This window comes from Actinoplanes sp. NPDC049118 (genome assembly GCF_040648555.1).
Lineage (GTDB): Bacteria > Actinomycetota > Actinomycetes > Mycobacteriales > Micromonosporaceae > Actinoplanes.
Map to the genome: position 1 here is coordinate 255,399 of NZ_JBEZDY010000008.1, position 15,816 is coordinate 271,214.

The window sequence follows — 15,816 nt, forward strand, 5'->3', positions numbered from 1 at the left end:
GCAACCAGGCACGACATCCAGAATTTGATCTTCGGTCGAGCGAATGGCCGAGCGGATACAGAACGGCCCCGGCCGGATGATTCCCGGCCGGGGCCTTCCGCGAGGAGCGGCCGGTTAGCGAACGAACTGTGCGGCGTCGTTGGTGAGGTCCAGCAGCGGCGCCGGGACGACGCCCAGGGCCAGGGTCACGATCACGCCGATCACCAGGGCGGCCGAGGTCAGGAAGCCCGGGATCGAGACCGTCGGCGTCGTCTCGCCCGGCTCCGAGAGCCACACCATCACGATCACGCGCAGGTACGGGAACGCCAGCACCATGCTGGTGATCACGCCGAAGATGACGAGCCAGGTCTGCCCGCCGTCGATCGCCGCGCCGAAGACCGCGAACTTGCTCGTGAAGCCGCTGGTCAGGGGGATGCCCGCGAAGGCGAGCATGATGAACGAGAACGCACCGGCGAACAGTGGGCTCTTGCGGCCCAGGCCCGCCCAGCGGGACAGGTGGGTCGCCTCGCCGTCCGCGTCGCGGACCAGGGAGACGATGCCGAAGGCCGCCAGCACCGAGAAGCCGTACGCCACCAGGTAGAACATCGTGCTGGACAGGCCCTCCTTGTTGAGCGCGAGGACGCCCACCATCAGGTAGCCCGCGTTGGCGATCGAGGAGTACGCCAGCAGCCGCTTCATGTCCGTCTGCGTCACCGCCAGGATCGCGCCAACCAGCATCGTCAGAACCGCGATCACGCCCAGGACCGGCTGGAAGTTCCAGCGGACCCCCTCGAAGGCCACGTAGAGGATGCGCAGCAGGGCGCCGAACGCCGCCACCTTGGTGCACGCCGCCATCAGGGCCGTGACCGAGGTCGGGGCTCCCTGGTAGACGTCCGGGGTCCAGACATGGAACGGGACCGCCGCGCACTTGAAGAGCAGGCCGATCGACAGCAGGGCCAGGCCGCCGAAGAGGAGCGCCTCGCTGCGGGTCGGGTTGGCCACCGCCGTGTGGATCGCCGCGAGGTCGATCGCGCCGGCGAAGCCGTACAGCAGGGCGACACCGAACAGGAAGAAGGCCGACGCGTACGAGCCCAGCAGGAAGTACTTGAGCGCCGCCTCCTGGCTGAGCAGGCGCCGGCGGCGGGCCAGCGCGCACAGCAGGTACAGCGGGAGCGAGAAGACCTCGAGGGCCACGAACATGGTCAGCAGGTCGTTCGCCGATACGAACAGCAGCATGCCGCCGAGCGCGAAGACGGCCAGCGGGTAGACCTCGGTCGCGCCCGGCTCACCGCTCGCCTGCTTCAGGTCCTTCTGCGAGCCGACGGTGATCGCCGCCTGCGCGACGAACGCGCCGCCCGTCTCGACGGAGCGCTCGCCGATCAGCAGCAGCGCCACGAGGCCGAGCAGCAGGATCGAGCCCTGCAGGAACAGCGTGGGGCCGTCGATCGCCACCGCGCCGCCGATGGTCAGCGTCCGGGTGCCGCGGCACAGGATCACCGCGACCAGCGCGGCGACCAGGGCGACCAGGGCCAGGCCCAGCTGGATCACGTTGCGGCGGTGGCGAGGCAGGATCGCCTCGAGCAGGATGCCGAGGCAGGCCGCTCCGAAGAGGATCAACATCGGCGACAGGGCGCCGTAATTGATCTCGGGCAGTTTGAGGTCTCCCATGGCTACGGCGCCACCTTTCCGTTCGCGACCGCCGTCGGTGCGGGATCGGTCGTGCCGACGTCCTGCAGGGTTGCCTCGACCGCCGGATTGATCACATCGATGACGGGCTTCGGGTAGAAGCCCAGGATCAGCAGCAGGAGCACCAGCGGCGCGACCACGATCTTCTCGCGCAGCGTGATGTCCTTGTGCATGGCCGGGTACTCGGTCAGTGCCGGATTCAGCGTGCCCTGCGTGGTGCGCTGCACCATCCAGAGCACGTACGCCGCGGCGAGGATGATGCCCAGGGTGGCGATGACGGCGTAGGTCTTGTGCACGGTGAAGGTGCCGATCAGCACCAGGAACTCGCTGATGAACGGCGCGGTGCCGGGCAGCGCCAGCGACGCCAGACCGGCGAAGAACAGGATTCCCGCGAGCACCGGTACCAGCTTGCCGGCGCCGCCGAAGTCACTGGTCAGGGCCGAGCCGCGGCGGGCGACGAACATGCCGACGACCAGGAAGAGCAGGCCGGTCGCGAGGCCGTGGTTGACCATGTACAGCACCGAGCCGGTGCCGGCCTGGGTGGTGAAGGCGAAGATGCCGATGCCGATGAAGCCGAAGTGGGCGATCGACGTGTAGGACACCAGCCGCTTGAGGTCGTTCTGGCCGACCGCCAGCAGCGCCGCGTAGATGATGCCGATGACGCCGAGGGCCAGGGCCGCCGGCGCGAACCAGCGCGACGCCTCCGGGAACAGCGGCAGGCAGTAACGCAGGATGCCGAAGGTGCCGACCTTGTCGAGCACGCCGACCAGGAGCGCGGCGGCGGGCGCGGGAGCCGCGACACCGGCGTCGGGCAGCCAGGTGTGGAACGGGAAGAACGGCGCCTTGACGGCGAACGCGATGAAGAAGCCGAGGAACAGCCAGCGCGCGGTGTTGGTGTCGAACGCCGCCGAGACGTCGCTGAGCCGCTGCCAGTCGAACGTGTGCCCGCCGACGACCCAGAGGCCGATCACCGCGGCCAGCATGAAGAGGCCGCCGACCAGCGAGTAGAGGAAGAACTTGACCGCCGCGTACTGCCGCCGGGCGCCGCCGTACGAGCCGATGATGAAGTACATCGGCACGAGCATGACCTCGAAGAACACGTAGAACAGGAACACGTCGGCGGCCGCGAAGACGCCGATCATCGTGCATTCGAGGGCGAGCAGCAGGGCGAAGTACGTCGGCACGCTCCGGGTGGACTCGTCGACGTCGTGCCACGACGCCAGGATCACCGCCGGTACCAGGATCGCGATCAGCATGAGCATCACCAGGGCGATGCCGTCCGCGGCGAACGTGAACCGGACGTCCCAGATCGGGATCCACTGGTACGACTCGCGGAACTGGAAGCGCTCGCCGCCGACCTCGAAGGCGATCCACATGACGATGCTCAGCACGAGCACGACCAGCGACCAGCCCAGGGCGATCGTCTTGGCCAGTTGGGCCCTGGTCTTCGGGACGAAGGCCACCACTGCCGCGCCCACCAGGGGGAGCAGCGTCAGGATGGACAGGAACGGAAAGTCGGTCACGCCAACCATCCCAACTGGATTGCGAGGAAGGCACCGACGACCAGGACTACGCCGGTGAGCATGGACAACGCGTACGAGCGGACGAAGCCGGTCTGCAGCCGGCGCAGGCGACCCGAGCTGCCACCGACGGTGGCCGCGAGGCCGTTCACCGCGCCGTCGATGCCCCTGTTGTCCAGGAAGACCAGCGCGCGGGTCAGGTAGATGCCGGGTCGCTCGAACACCGCCTCGTTGAAGGCGTCGGTGTAGAGGTTGCGGCGAGCGGCCGTGACCACGACTCCGGCGGGCTGCTCCTGCAGCGCGGTGCCCCTGCGGAACAGCGCGTACGCCAGGCCCGCGCCGACGACGGTGAGCACCAGCGACAGGACGGTGATCACGGTGTGTGACATCACCGGCTCGTGCTCCGCGACCTCCGGGCCGAGGACCGGCTCCAACCAGCGCGGGACGCTGGTGACCATCAGCATGCCGGACACGGCCGAGCCGAGGGCCAGCAGCATCAGCGGGATGGTCATGATGAACGGCGACTCGTGCGGCTCGTGGATGTCCTCGGTCCACCGCTTCGGGCCGTGGAAGGTCAGGATGAAGAGCCGCGTCATGTAGAAGGCGGTCAGGCCGGCGCCCAGCAGGGCGGCCCCGCCGTACAGCCAGGAGGTCCAGTCGCCGCGCTCGAAGGCCGCGACGATGATCGGCTCCTTCGTGTAGAAACCGGACAGCGGCGGGATACCGATGATGGCGAGCCAGCCCATCATGAAGGTGATCCACGTGTACGGCATGAACTTGCGCAGCGCACCGAAGCGCCGGATGTCGACCTGGTCGTGCATGCCGTGCATGACCGAGCCGGCGCCGAGGAACATGTTGGCCTTGAAGAAGCCGTGCGCGAGCAGGTGGACGATGGCCAGCGAGTACGCGCCGCCGCCGAGCCCGACGCCGAGGAACATGTACCCGATCTGGCTGACCGTCGACCAGGCCAGCACCCGCTTGATGTCGTCCTTGGCCGCGCCGATGATGCAGCCGATCAGCAGGGTGAGCGCGCCGACGCTGACCACGATCGTCTGCAGCGTGGTGTTCGCCGAGAAGACCGGGTTGGACCGGGCGATCAGGTAGACGCCGGCGGTGACCATCGTCGCGGCGTGGATCAGGGCCGAGACCGGGGTCGGGCCCTCCATCGCGTCGGGGAGCCAGGCCTGCAGCGGGAACTGGCCGGACTTACCGGCGGCGCCGAGCAGCAGCAGGATGCCGAGGACCAGCACCGTGGTGCCGGAGAGCGCGCTGACGCCGTTGAACACCGCGTCGTACTGCGTGGTGCCGAGCGTCGCGAACATCATGAAGATGCCGATGGCCAGGCCGGCGTCGCCGACCCGGTTCATCAGGAACGCCTTCTTGCCGGCGGTGGCCGCGGACGGCCGGACGTACCAGAACGAGATCAGCAGGTACGACGCCAGGCCGACGCCCTCCCAGCCGAAGTAGAGCATCACGTAGTTGTTGCCGAGGACCAGCAGCAGCATCGCGGCGACGAAGAGGTTGAAGTAGGCGAAGAACTTACGCCGCTCCGGGTCCTTCTCCATGTAGCCGACCGCGTACAGGTGGATCAGCGAGCCCACGCCGGTGATCAGCAGGACGAAGACGGCGGACAACGGGTCGAAGAGCAGCCCGAAGTCCACGTGCAGCCCGCCGACCACGATGAAGTCCCACAGGCTCTGCTGGGCGGACCGGGCCTCGGGTTCGAGGCTGCGCAGGCTGAAGAACATCGACAGGCCGAGGACGAACGGCACGGCGACCGCCAGGACGCCGAGCCAGTGCCCCCACTTGTCGGCCTTCCTGCCGAGCAGGAGCAGGACCGCGGCGCTGGCGAGCGGGATGGCCACCAGCAGCCAGATTCCGCTCAGCAGCCCCGTCGCGTGGGCATACTCCACTGTCTGTTCCACGTGAAGGCCCCTTTAGTACTTGAGGAGGTTGGCGTCGTCGACGCTGGCCGAGCGCCGCGTCCGGAAGATCGACATGATGATGGCGAGCCCGACCACGACCTCGGCCGCCGCGACCACCATCACGAAGAACGAGATGATCTGGCCGTCGAGCGTGCCGTTGATCCGGCTGAAGGTCACCAGCGCGAGATTCGCGGCGTTCAGCATCAACTCGATGCACATGAACAGCACGATCGCGTTGCGGCGCACGAGAACGCCCGCGGCGCCGATGGTGAACAGGATCGTCGCCAGCACAAGGTAGTAGTCAGGAGTCACTTCTCTGTCCTCTTCGGTGCGGCCTCGCCGGCGGTCAGCTCGCGCACGGGCAGGATCGGCGAGATGCTGCTACCGGCGCCGTTGCCGTCCGGCAGCCGGGCCGGCGCCGCGACCGACATCGTGTTCGCGTAGACGCCGGGGCCGGGTTTCGGTCCCGGATAGGTGCCCGGCCGGAAGCGCGCCTTCATGCGCGTGACCTGGTCGGCGATCTCTTCCTTGGCGCGCTCGACGTGCGCGAGCACCATCGCGCCGACGGCCGCGGTGATCAGCAGCGCGGAGGTGACCTCGAAGCCGAAGACGTACTTGGTGAACAGCAGCCTGGCGATCGCCTGCACGTTGCCGCCGGAGGCGCTGTTCGCCTCGGCCAGGCCGACCACCTCGGTGCCGCCCAGCGAGCGGGCGAGGCCCGTCGCCACCAGCACGCCGAAGGCGATGCCCAGCAGAATGGCGGCGATCCGCTGCCCGCGCAGGGTCTCGATCAACGAGTCGGACACGTCCCGGCCGACCAGCATCAGCACGAACAGGAACAGCATCATGATCGCGCCGGTGTAGACGATGATCTGCACCGCGCCCAGGAACGGCGCCTCGTTGATCACGTAGATGAAGCCCAGGCAGAGCATGGTGACGATCAGCCACAGTGCTGAGTGCACGGCGTTGCGCGCCATGACCATGCCAAGGGCGCCGATGACGGCAAGCGAGCCCAGGATCCAGAAGGCCCACGCCTCGCCGGTGGATACCTGACCGGCGGCCTCGGCCGCGATGGCGATCATCGGGCCACCTCTCCCAGCGCGTCCTTGACGACCGGCGGCGTCAGCGGCGCCCGCTCGGCGCCGGCCGCGGTGCCCGGGTTGGTCAGCGCACCGAGGTAGTAGTCCTTGTCGGTATCGCCGAGCCGCATCGGGTGCGGCGGCTGCTCCATGCCGGGCAGCAGCGGCGCCAGGAGTTCCTTCTTGGTGAAGATGAGGTCCTGGCGGTTGTCGCGGGCCAGCTCGTACTCGTTGCTCATGGTCAGCGAACGGGTCGGGCAGGCCTCGATGCACAGGCCGCAGAAGATGCAGCGCGCGTAGTTGATCTGGTAGATGCTCGCGTACCGCTCACCGGGCGAGAAGCGCTGCTCGTCGGTGTTGTCGCCGCCCTCGACGTAGATCGCGTCGGCCGGGCAGGCCCAGGCACACAGCTCGCAGCCGATGCACTTCTCCAGGCCGTCCGGGTGCCGGTTGAGGATGTGCCGGCCGTGGTAGCGCGGCGCCGGCTTCGGCGGTGAGAACGGATAGTCGGTCGTGATGACCTTGCGGAACATGTGCGCGAAGGTGACCCCGAAGCCCTTGAACGAGCCCGTGAACGTTCCCACGTCACACCTCCTTGTCTGACGTGTCGTCCGGGCTGGGGGTCGTGCCGCCGACCTTGGCCGGCTGGCGTTCGGCGACCGCGCGGCGCGCCCGTGGGCTGGGAGGCACCTGCAGGTCCATCGGCGGGACCGGGAAGCTGCCCGGTGGCCGGGCGGCCAGCTGTTCCTCGATGGAGTAGACGCGTGGCTTCTTGCTGGCCGGCCAGAGCAGCGCGATCCCGAGCACCAGCACCGCCGCGACGAGGTAGATCACCCAGCGGGCGCCGCCGTCGACCCGGGTGTTGGTGACCCGGACCCCGGCCAGGAAGAGGATCCAGACCAGGTTGACCGGGATGAGCACCTTCCAGCCGAAGCGCATGAACTGGTCGTAGCGCATCCGGGGCAGGGTGGCCCGCAGCCAGATGAAGCCGAACAGCAGGATCAGCACCTTGCCGAGCCACCAGATCAGCGGGACCCAGCCGGTGTTGGCGCCTCCGCCCGGCTGGCCCAGCAGGTGCGCCACCCAGTCCCAGATCGCGGTGACCGGCCAGGGCGCCCGCCAGCCGCCGAGGAACAGCGTCGTCGCGAACGCCGAGACGGTGATCATGTTGATGTACTCGGCGAGGAAGAAGAGCGCGAACTTGAACGACGAGTACTCGGTGTGGAAGCCGCCGACGAGCTCCGACTCCGCCTCGGGCAGGTCGAACGGCGCCCGGTTGGTCTCGCCGACCGCCGCGATGCAGTAGATGACGAAGCTGGGCAGCAGCAGGACGGCGTACCAGCTCGGTGGCGTCGGGTGCCAGCCGAGGATGTCGAGCTTCGTCGACGGGTCGCTGCCGGCCTGCGCCGCGACGATCTGCGAGGTCGACATGGTGCCGGCCGTCATGAAGACCGCCACGATCGACAGGCCCATCGCGACCTCGTACGAGATCATCTGTGCGCTCGAACGCAGGCCGCCCAGCAGCGGGTACGTCGAACCCGACGCCCAGCCGGCCAGCACGACGCCGTACACCGCCATCGAGGAGCAGGCGAGCAGCACGAGCACGGAGACCGGCACGTCGGTGAGCTGAAGCGCGGTCGTCTGCCCGAACATCGTCACGACCGGCCCGAAGGGAATCACCGAGAACGCGGTGAACGCGACGGTCGCCGAGATCACCGGCGCGATGAAGTAGACCACCTTGTCGGCGGTCTTCGGGATGATCTCCTCCTTGAACGGCAGCTTGACGCCGTCCGAGAGGCTCTGCAGCCAGCCCTTGGGCCCGACCTGGTTGGGGCCCGGCCGGACCGCCATCCGGGCCACGACCTTGCGCTCGTAGTTGATCGTGAACAGTGTCAGCAGCAGCAGGATGACGAAGACACCCAGCAGCTTGATGAGCACGATCCACCAGACGTCGTTCTGGAAGGTCTCCAGCGTCGGGTCCTGCGCGTTGGCGAGGATCGCCGAGGTCATCATGAGTTCGCCCCCTGAGCGAGGATCGGACCCGGCTTGCCGGCACTGAGCCGGACCACCGCACCCGAGGTGACGCCGAGGCTGCGACGCAGCGTCGAGCCCGGCGAGTTCGTGGGCAGCCACACCACCTGCGGGGGCAGATCGGTGATCGCCGCCGGCAGCGTGATCGCACCGCGGTCGGTGCCGACCGTGACGGCGTCGCCGTCGGCGACGCCGAGCGACTCGGCGAGGTCCTTGCCGATGCGCGCCAGCGGGGCGCGGGCCGTCCCGGCCAGCACCTCGTCGCCGTCGAGCATCGAACCGAGGTCGATCAGGTGATGCCAGGACGCGAGGACCGCCTCGCCGGCACCCGGCTTCGGCGGCCCGGCCGCGGCGACGGCCGGCACGGCCGGACGGTCGCAGCGGCTCGCCGGAATGCTGCCCAGCTCGCGGCGGATCACGGAGACGTCGCCGGTGGTGAGCGCGACGTCCATCAGCGCCGCGATGGCCTCCAGCACCCGGCCGTCGGTCATCGCGGTGGTGTTGAGCACCGCCTCGAAGGTCCGCAGCCGGCCCTCCCAGTCCATGTAGGTGCCGGGCTTCTCGGCGGCGGGCGCGATCGGCAGCACCACGTCCGCGCGGCGGGTGACCGCGCTCTGGCGCAGTTCGAGACTGACCACGAACGGCACGTTGTCGAGCGCCTGCTCGGCCAGGCGCGGATCGGCCAGGTCGGCCGGGTCCACGCCCGCGACCAGCAGCGCGCCGAGCGTGCCGTCGGCGGCCGCCGCCACGATCGCGTCGGTGTCACGGCCGACGGCGCCGGGCAGCGCGCCCTCCTCGACGTCCCAGGCCCGGGCCAGTTCGGCCCGCGCTACCGCGTCGGTGACCGGACGGCCGCCGGGAAGCAGGTTGGGCAGGCAGCCGGCGTCGACCGCGCCGCGATCGCCCGCGCGCCGGGGCACCCACGCGAGGCGGGCTCCGGTGCGGGCGGCCAGCGCGGCGGCGGCGGAGAGGCCACCGGGCACGCTCGCGAGCCGCTCTCCGACGATCAGCAGGGCGCCCGGCTCGCCGAGCGCCGCGGTCACCGTCGCGTCGGCGGCGAGCAGCCGGGCCTCGTCACCGGGCACGGCCGCGACCAGGGCCGCGCCGAGCTTCTCGAAACCGCGGCTCAGGTACGGCGCAACGGCCGTGACCTTGAGCCTCTTCTTGCCGTGGCCCTTGCGCAGCCGCAGGAAGAGGATGGGGCACTCCTCCTCCGGCTCGAGGCCGACGATGACCGCCGCGGGGGCGTCCTCGACATCCTCGTAGGTCACGTCCGAACCGGCGGCGATCGAGGCGGCGAGGAACTCCGCCTCCTCGTCGGTGCCGAGGGGCGAGCCCGTGGCGCGCAGCGGGCGGGCCCGGAAGTCGATGTCGTTGGTGCCGAGCGCCACCCGGGCGAACTTCGCGTACGCGTAAGCGTCCTCGACCGTGAGGCGGCCGCCGGTGAGCACGCCGACGCCCCGGGCCTTCGCGGCCTGCAGTCCCTCGGCCGCGGCGAGCAGCGCCTCGCTCCAGGAGGCCTCGCGCAGCTCGCCGGTGCCGGCGTCGCGGACCTGCGGGGTGGTGATGCGGTCGAAGGCGGTGGCGTACCGGAAGCCCCACCGGCCCTTGTCGCAGTTCCACTCCTCGTTGACCGCCGGGTCGTCGCCGGCGAGGCGCCGAAGCACCTTGCCGCGCCGGTGGTCGGCGCGCTGTGCGCAGCCGGCCGCGCAGTGCTCGCACGCCGTCGGCGAGGAGACCAGGTCGAACGGCCGGGCGCGGAAGCGGTACTGCTCGCCGGTCAGCGCGCCGACCGGGCAGATCTGGATGGTGTTCCCGGAGAAGTACGAGTTGAAGGGCACGTCGCCCGGGTCCTCGCCGGCGTCGCCGTCGCCGAAGCCCTCGCCGCCGAAGAAGTCGTCGCGGTAGACGTTGATCTGCTCGCCGGACGAGCGGTCCATCAGGTCGATGAACTTGTCCCCGGCGATCTCCTCGGAGAAGCGGGTGCAGCGCTGGCAGAGGATGCAGCGCTCGCGGTCCAGCAGCACCTGGCTGGAGATGTGGATCGGCTTCTCGTACTCGCGCTTGTGCTCGTGGAACCGCGAGTCCGAGCGGCCGTTGGACATCGCCTGGTTCTGCAGCGGGCACTCGCCGCCCTTGTCGCAGGTCGGGCAGTCCAGCGGGTGGTTGGCGAGCAGCAGCTCCATCACGCCGGCCTGCGCCTTGGCGGCGACGGGCGAGCTGAGCTGGGTCTTGACCACCATGCCGGGTGCCACCGTCTGCGTGCAGGAGGCGACCGGCTTGCGCTGGCCCTCCACCTCGACCAGACACTGGCGGCAGGCGCCGGCCGGGGCCAGCAGCGGGTGGTCGCAGAACCGCGGGATCGCGATGCCCATCCGCTCCGCGACCCGGATGACCAGCTCGCCCTTGGCGGCGGTCACCTCAACGCCGTCCACGGTCAGCGTGACCAGGTCGGTCTTCTTGGCAACGTCCGTCATATCAGTGCGCTCCTACCAGGGCCTTCTCGGACAGCCGCGGGGCGGTCCGGCCCTCGATGTAGTCCAGGTAGTCCTGGCGGAAGAACTTCAGCGTCGACATGACCGGCGTCGCGGCACCGTCACCGAGACCGCAGAACGAGCGGCCGAAGATGTTGTCGGCGGTGTCCTGGAGGGTGTCCAGATCCTGGTGGGTGCCCTGGCCGGAGAGGATCCGGCGGTAGGTGCGCACCATCCAGTAGTTGCCCTCGCGGCACGGAGTGCACTTGCCGCAGGACTCGTGGTGGTAGAACTCCAGCCAGCGCCAGGTCGCGTAGACCGGGCAGTCCTGGTCGGAGAAGATCTGCATCGCCGTCGTGCCCAGGATCGAGCCGGCCGCGGCGACGCCCTCGAAGTCCATCGCGGTGTCGATGTGCTCGGCGGTCAGCAGCGGCGTCGAGGAGCCGCCCGGCGTCCAGAACTTCAGGTTGTGGCCCGGCTTCATGCCGCCCGCGAGCTCGATCAGCTCGCGCAGGGTGATGCCGAGGCCGCACTCGTACTGGCCCGGGTTGGCGATCCGGCCGGAGAGCGAGTAGATCATCGGGCCGGACGACTTCTCCGTGCCCATGCTCTTCCACCAGTCCGCGCCGCCCAGCACGATGTACGGCACGCTGGCGATGGTGCCGACGTTGTTGACCACCGTCGGGCTCGCGTACAGGCCGGCGACCGCGGGGAACGGCGGGCGCAGCCGGGGCTGGCCGCGGAAGCCCTCGAGGGAGTCGAGCAGCGCCGTCTCCTCGCCGCAGATGTACGCACCCGCGCCGCTGTGCACGACGAGGTCCAGGTCGAACCCGGAGCCGAGGATGTTCTCGCCGAGGTAGCCCTTGGCGTAGGCCTCCTTGACGGCGTTGCGCAGCCGGCGCGCGGCGTGCACGGCCTCACCGCGGATGTAGATGAACGCCCGGCTGGCCCGGATCGCGTAGGACGCGATGATCGCGCCCTCGATGAGCGAGTGCGGGTCGTAGGTCATCAGGGGCAGGTCCTTGCAGGTGCCCGGCTCGCCCTCGTCGGCGTTGATGACGAGGTAGTGCGGCTTGCCGTCGCCCTGCGGGATGAAGCTCCACTTGAGCCCGGTCGGGAAGCCGGCGCCGCCGCGGCCGCGCAGGCCCGAGTCCTTGATGAGCGTGATCAGGTCGTCGGGGTGCACGTCCAGGGCCTTGCGGACCGCCGCGTACCCGTCGAGCCGCTCGTAGGTGTCGATCTTCCAGGCGTCCGGCGAGAGCCAGCGCTTGGTGAGGACCGGGGTGAGCTTCTGGAGAACCTCGCGCCGTGGCTGGGTCACTTCTTCTCCTCGTTACCGACGCTGTCACCGGCGGGCTTGCCGTCGCCGGCGGGCTGGTTGCCGGCGACGCCGGCGGCCTCGGCGGGGTTCGACGGGACCGGGGTGGCGTCCGTCTTCGACGCGTCCGGCGCCGGCGTCGACGCGTCCGGGTTGCGCTGCTCGGCGGTCCGCACCTGCGGGTCCTTGACGTCCCCGGCGCTGGTCGGCTCGCCCGCCTTCGCCTTGCCGCGGCCGCCCGTGGTGCGGCGCGGCGCCTTGTCGGCCACCGTCGCGGCCGCGGCCTTGACCGCACCAACCGCCTTGCGCCCGGCGGCGGCGACCTTGCCGGTCTCCGCGGGCTTCTGCCGCGCCGGTCCCGGGTCCTTGACGGCCTTGGCGGACTCGTCGCGGGCCGGCTTGGTGGTCGTGATCGGAGCGTCGATGTTGAAGTTCGCGACCGCGATGCCGTGCTCCTGCGCGAGGCTGACGCCGCGCAGCGTCGGCGCGCCGGCCGGGCCGTCGGCGACCGCGCCCTCGCGCTCGTCGCCGAAGCCGGCCAGCTGGTGCTGCATCTGCTTGAGCGAGCAGATCCGCGCGCCACGGATCGGCGCCGGGCGCTCGTCCTTGCGCAGCTGCTCGACCAGGTCGACCGCCGCCTGCGGGGTGGTGTTGTCGATCGCGAAGTCGTAGTTGACCGTCACGACCGGCGCGTAGTCGCACGCCGCGAGGCACTCGGCGTGCTCCAGCGTGATCTTGCCGTCGGCAGTGGTCTCGTCGTGGCCGACGCCGAGGTGTTCGACGAGCCCGTCGTAGACCTCCTGGCCGCCCATGACGTTGCACAGGGTGTTGGTGCAGACGCTGACCAGGTACTCGCCGGTCGGCCGGCGCTTGTACATGGTGTAGAAGGTCGCCACCGCGCCGACCTGTGCCTTGTTGATGCCCAGGATCTCGGCGCAGAACGCGACGCCGCGGGGGCTGACGTGCCCCTCCTCGGTCTGCACGAGGTGCAGCAGCGGGAGCAGCGCCGAGCGCTCGCGCCCAACCGGGTAGCGCGCGATGATCTCCAGAGCCGGTTCCAGGAGCTTCTCGGCAAGTGGCGCGGCGGCCGGGGAGAAGTCCACCGTGGTTTCTGACATTTAGCGGTCACACCCACCCATCACGGGGTCCAGGGACGCGCCGCCGGCGATGACGTCGGCCAGCAGCGCACCTTCCGCCATCGCGGGGATGGCCTGGAGGTTCACGAAGCTCGGGTCGCGCATGTGCACGCGGTAGGGATGCGTGCCGCCGTCGGAGACCGCGTGCACGCCGAGCTCGCCGCGCGGGTGCTCGATGCCGACGTAGACCTGGCCCGCCGGCACCCGGAAGCCCTCGGTCACGAGCTTGAAGTGGTGGATCAGCGATTCCATCGACTGACCCATGATCTTGGCGACGTGCTCGAGCGAGTTGCCCAGGCCGTCGACGCCGACGGCGAGCTGGGCCGGCCACGCGATCTTCTTGTCCGCGATCATGATCGGGCCGGGCTTGAGCCGGTCGAGCGCCTGCTCGACGATCTTCAGCGACTCACGGATCTCCGCCATCCGGACCAGGTAGCGGCCCCAGACGTCGCCGGTCTGCGCGGTCGGCACCTCGAACTTGTACGTCTCGTAGCCGCAGTACGGCATCGTCTTGCGCAGGTCCCAGGCCAGGCCGGCCGAGCGCAGCACCGGGCCGGTAACGCCCAGCGACAGGCAGCCCGTCACGTCCAGCACCGCGACGCCCTTGGTGCGCTCGTGCCAGATGACCTGGCCGGAGAGCAGCGCCTCGTACTCCTTGAGCTTCTTCGGCAGATACTTGATGAAGTCACGGATCTTCTTGATCGCCGAGTCGGGGATGTCCTGCGCGACGCCGCCCGGGCGGATGTACGCCGAGTTCATCCGCAGGCCCGAGGTCTCCTCGAAGATGTCGAGGATGTACTCGCGCTCGCGGAAGCCGTACAGCATCATCGAGATCGCGCCGAGTTCCATGCCCGTGGTGGCGATCCAGACCAGGTGCGACGAGATCCGGTTGAGCTCCATCATGAGCACGCGGATCGTGTTGGCCCGCTCGGTGATGTCGTCGGTGATGCCGAGCAGCTTCTCGACCGCCAGGCAGTACGCGGCCTCGTTGAACATCGGCGCGAGATAGTCGGCGCGGGTCACGAACGTCGTGCCCTGCACCCAGTTGCGGTACTCCGTGCTCTTCTCGATGCCGGTGTGCAGGTAACCGACGACCGGGCGCACCTCGGTCACCGTCTCGCCTTCGAGCTCCAGGACGAGACGCAGCACGCCGTGCGTCGACGGGTGCTGAGGACCCATGTTGACGACGATCTTCTCGTTGCTGAGCGGGTCGATGCCGCCGGTGACGGTGTCCCAATCACCACCGGTGACGTTGAAGACGCGCCCCTCGGTGGTCTCACGCTCGGTCGCGTATCCCGATGTCGTCATTGGTAGACCCTCCGCTGGTCCGGCGGCGGAATTTCGGCGCCCTTGTACTCGACGGGCACGCCGCCGAGGGGGTAGTCCTTGCGCTGCGGGTGGCCCTCCCAGTCATCCGGCATGAGAATCCGGGTGAGGTTGGGGTGGCCGGTGAAGATGACCCCGAACATGTCGTAGGCCTCCCGCTCCTGCCAGTCGGCGGTCGGGTAGACGCTGGTCACGCTCGGCAGGCTGCCACCGGCCGGTATGGCCACCTCGAGGCGGACCCGCCGGCGGTAGGTCATCGACAGCAGTTCGTAGCAGACGTGCAGGCGGCGCGCGTCGGAGGCGAGATAGTCCACGCCCGACACCGACGAGCAGAGCTCGAAGCGCAGCGACTCGTCGTCGCGCATGATCCGGGCGACCTCGGCGATCCGCTCCGGCGCGATGTGCAGGGTCAGCTCACCCCGGTCGACCACGACCTTCTCGATCGCGTCGGCGAAGCCGGGGTAGGCCTCCTCCAGCGCGTCGTAGACCTCGTCGAAGTAGCCGCCGAACGGCCGCGAGCTTCCCGCGACGGCCGGGTGCGGGCGGGCCAGGCCGCCGAAGCCGGACACGTCGCCGGTGCCCTCGATGCCGAACATGCCCTTCTGCGGGTTGTCCGGAAGCTCCGCCGGCGAACCCAGATGAGCTCCTTCAGGATTCTGCGAAATGCTCACTTGCCATCCTCCCGAAGGTGCGGCTGCAGCTTCATCCAGTTCTCGATGCGCAGCTGCTCCTCGCGGCCCTCCTTGACGGCCTGGGTCCACTCGGCCCGGCGGACCTTGTCCGCGCGGTACGAGGACGGCATGGCGCCGGGTGCGACGATCGGCAGCTTGCCCTCGGCCCGGCGGGCCTCGAGCATCTTGCGGCCGTTCGGGCCGAGCGGCGCGGCCATGACCTTCTCGCGCATCTTGAGGATCGCGTCGATCAGCATCTCGGGGCGCGGCGGGCAGCCCGGCAGGTAGATGTCGACCGGCACGATGTGGTCGACGCCCTGCACGATCGCGTAGTTGTTGAACATGCCGCCCGACGAGGCGCAGACGCCCATCGAGATGACCGAGCGCGGCTCGGGCATCTGGTCGTAGATCTGCCGCACCACCGGCGCCATCTTCTGGCTCACCCGGCCGGCGACGATCATCAGGTCAGCCTGGCGTGGCGAGGCCCGGAAGACCTCCATGCCCCAGCGGCCGAGGTCGTAGTGCGGGCCGCCGGAGGCCATCATCTCGATGGCGCAGCAGGCGAGCCCGAAGGTGGCGCCCCAGAACGACGACTTGCGGGCCCAGTTGGAGAGCTTCTCGACAGACGTCAGCAGAACGCCGGCCGGCAGCTTTTCTTCGATTCCCATAGC

At 69.5% G+C, this 15,816-nt stretch carries 13 protein-coding genes; all 13 read right to left on the minus strand.

The genetic code is table 11. The annotated features are described in order from the left end of the window. Positions 1 to 114 precede the first annotated feature (114 nt). The 13 genes from nuoN to AB0B58_RS15215 are packed head-to-tail and all read right to left on the minus strand — an operon-like array spanning position 115 to position 15,813. Positions 115 to 1,647, minus strand: coding sequence for an NADH-quinone oxidoreductase subunit NuoN (nuoN, locus tag AB0B58_RS15155; RefSeq protein ID WP_360223501.1), 1,533 nt, complete (start codon positions 1,645 to 1,647; stop codon positions 115 to 117). Positions 1,648 to 1,649: 2 nt separating this feature from the next. Further along, entirely contained in the window at positions 1,650 to 3,188 is a 1,539-nt protein-coding gene (locus tag AB0B58_RS15160) for an NADH-quinone oxidoreductase subunit M (RefSeq protein ID WP_360223504.1), read from the minus strand. Next, complete coding sequence (gene nuoL, locus AB0B58_RS15165) at positions 3,185 to 5,110, minus strand: NADH-quinone oxidoreductase subunit L (protein ID WP_360223507.1); 1,926 nt, start codon at positions 5,108 to 5,110, stop codon at positions 3,185 to 3,187. The genes AB0B58_RS15160 and nuoL overlap by 4 nt, the downstream gene beginning before the upstream one ends. A gap of 12 nt (positions 5,111 to 5,122) precedes the next feature. Further along, on the minus strand, positions 5,123 to 5,422 hold the full coding sequence (gene nuoK / locus AB0B58_RS15170) for an NADH-quinone oxidoreductase subunit NuoK (protein WP_184998052.1): 300 nt from the start codon (positions 5,420 to 5,422) through the stop codon (positions 5,123 to 5,125). Then, on the minus strand, positions 5,419 to 6,192 hold the full coding sequence (locus AB0B58_RS15175) for an NADH-quinone oxidoreductase subunit J (protein WP_360223510.1): 774 nt from the start codon (positions 6,190 to 6,192) through the stop codon (positions 5,419 to 5,421). Before AB0B58_RS15175 ends, nuoK begins: the two co-directional genes overlap by 4 nt. Continuing rightward, positions 6,189 to 6,773 carry an NADH-quinone oxidoreductase subunit NuoI gene (gene nuoI / locus AB0B58_RS15180; protein ID WP_360223513.1) on the minus strand — a complete coding sequence of 195 codons (585 nt, stop codon included), beginning with the start codon at positions 6,771 to 6,773 and terminating at the stop codon, positions 6,189 to 6,191. Before nuoI ends, AB0B58_RS15175 begins: the two co-directional genes overlap by 4 nt. A 1-nt stretch (position 6,774) precedes the next feature. Next, positions 6,775 to 8,199 (minus strand): NADH-quinone oxidoreductase subunit NuoH, encoded by a 1,425-nt coding sequence (gene nuoH / locus AB0B58_RS15185; RefSeq protein WP_360223678.1) that lies wholly within the window; start codon positions 8,197 to 8,199, stop codon positions 6,775 to 6,777. Next, positions 8,199 to 10,697 (minus strand): NADH-quinone oxidoreductase subunit G, encoded by a 2,499-nt coding sequence (locus AB0B58_RS15190; RefSeq protein WP_360223516.1) that lies wholly within the window; start codon positions 10,695 to 10,697, stop codon positions 8,199 to 8,201. The genes nuoH and AB0B58_RS15190 overlap by 1 nt, the downstream gene beginning before the upstream one ends. Before the next feature lies 1 nt (position 10,698). Further along, positions 10,699 to 12,015 carry an NADH-quinone oxidoreductase subunit NuoF gene (gene nuoF / locus AB0B58_RS15195; RefSeq protein WP_360223519.1) on the minus strand — a complete coding sequence of 439 codons (1,317 nt, stop codon included), beginning with the start codon at positions 12,013 to 12,015 and terminating at the stop codon, positions 10,699 to 10,701. After that, on the minus strand, positions 12,012 to 13,130 hold the full coding sequence (nuoE, locus tag AB0B58_RS15200) for an NADH-quinone oxidoreductase subunit NuoE (RefSeq protein ID WP_360223522.1): 1,119 nt from the start codon (positions 13,128 to 13,130) through the stop codon (positions 12,012 to 12,014). The genes nuoF and nuoE overlap by 4 nt, the downstream gene beginning before the upstream one ends. Beyond that, positions 13,131 to 14,456 (minus strand): NADH-quinone oxidoreductase subunit D, encoded by a 1,326-nt coding sequence (locus AB0B58_RS15205; protein ID WP_360223525.1) that lies wholly within the window; start codon positions 14,454 to 14,456, stop codon positions 13,131 to 13,133. Further along, entirely contained in the window at positions 14,453 to 15,145 is a 693-nt protein-coding gene (locus AB0B58_RS15210) for an NADH-quinone oxidoreductase subunit C (protein WP_360223528.1), read from the minus strand. The genes AB0B58_RS15205 and AB0B58_RS15210 overlap by 4 nt, the downstream gene beginning before the upstream one ends. After that, positions 15,142 to 15,813 (minus strand): NADH-quinone oxidoreductase subunit B family protein, encoded by a 672-nt coding sequence (locus AB0B58_RS15215; RefSeq protein ID WP_360223531.1) that lies wholly within the window; start codon positions 15,811 to 15,813, stop codon positions 15,142 to 15,144. Before AB0B58_RS15215 ends, AB0B58_RS15210 begins: the two co-directional genes overlap by 4 nt. Positions 15,814 to 15,816 lie beyond the last annotated feature (3 nt).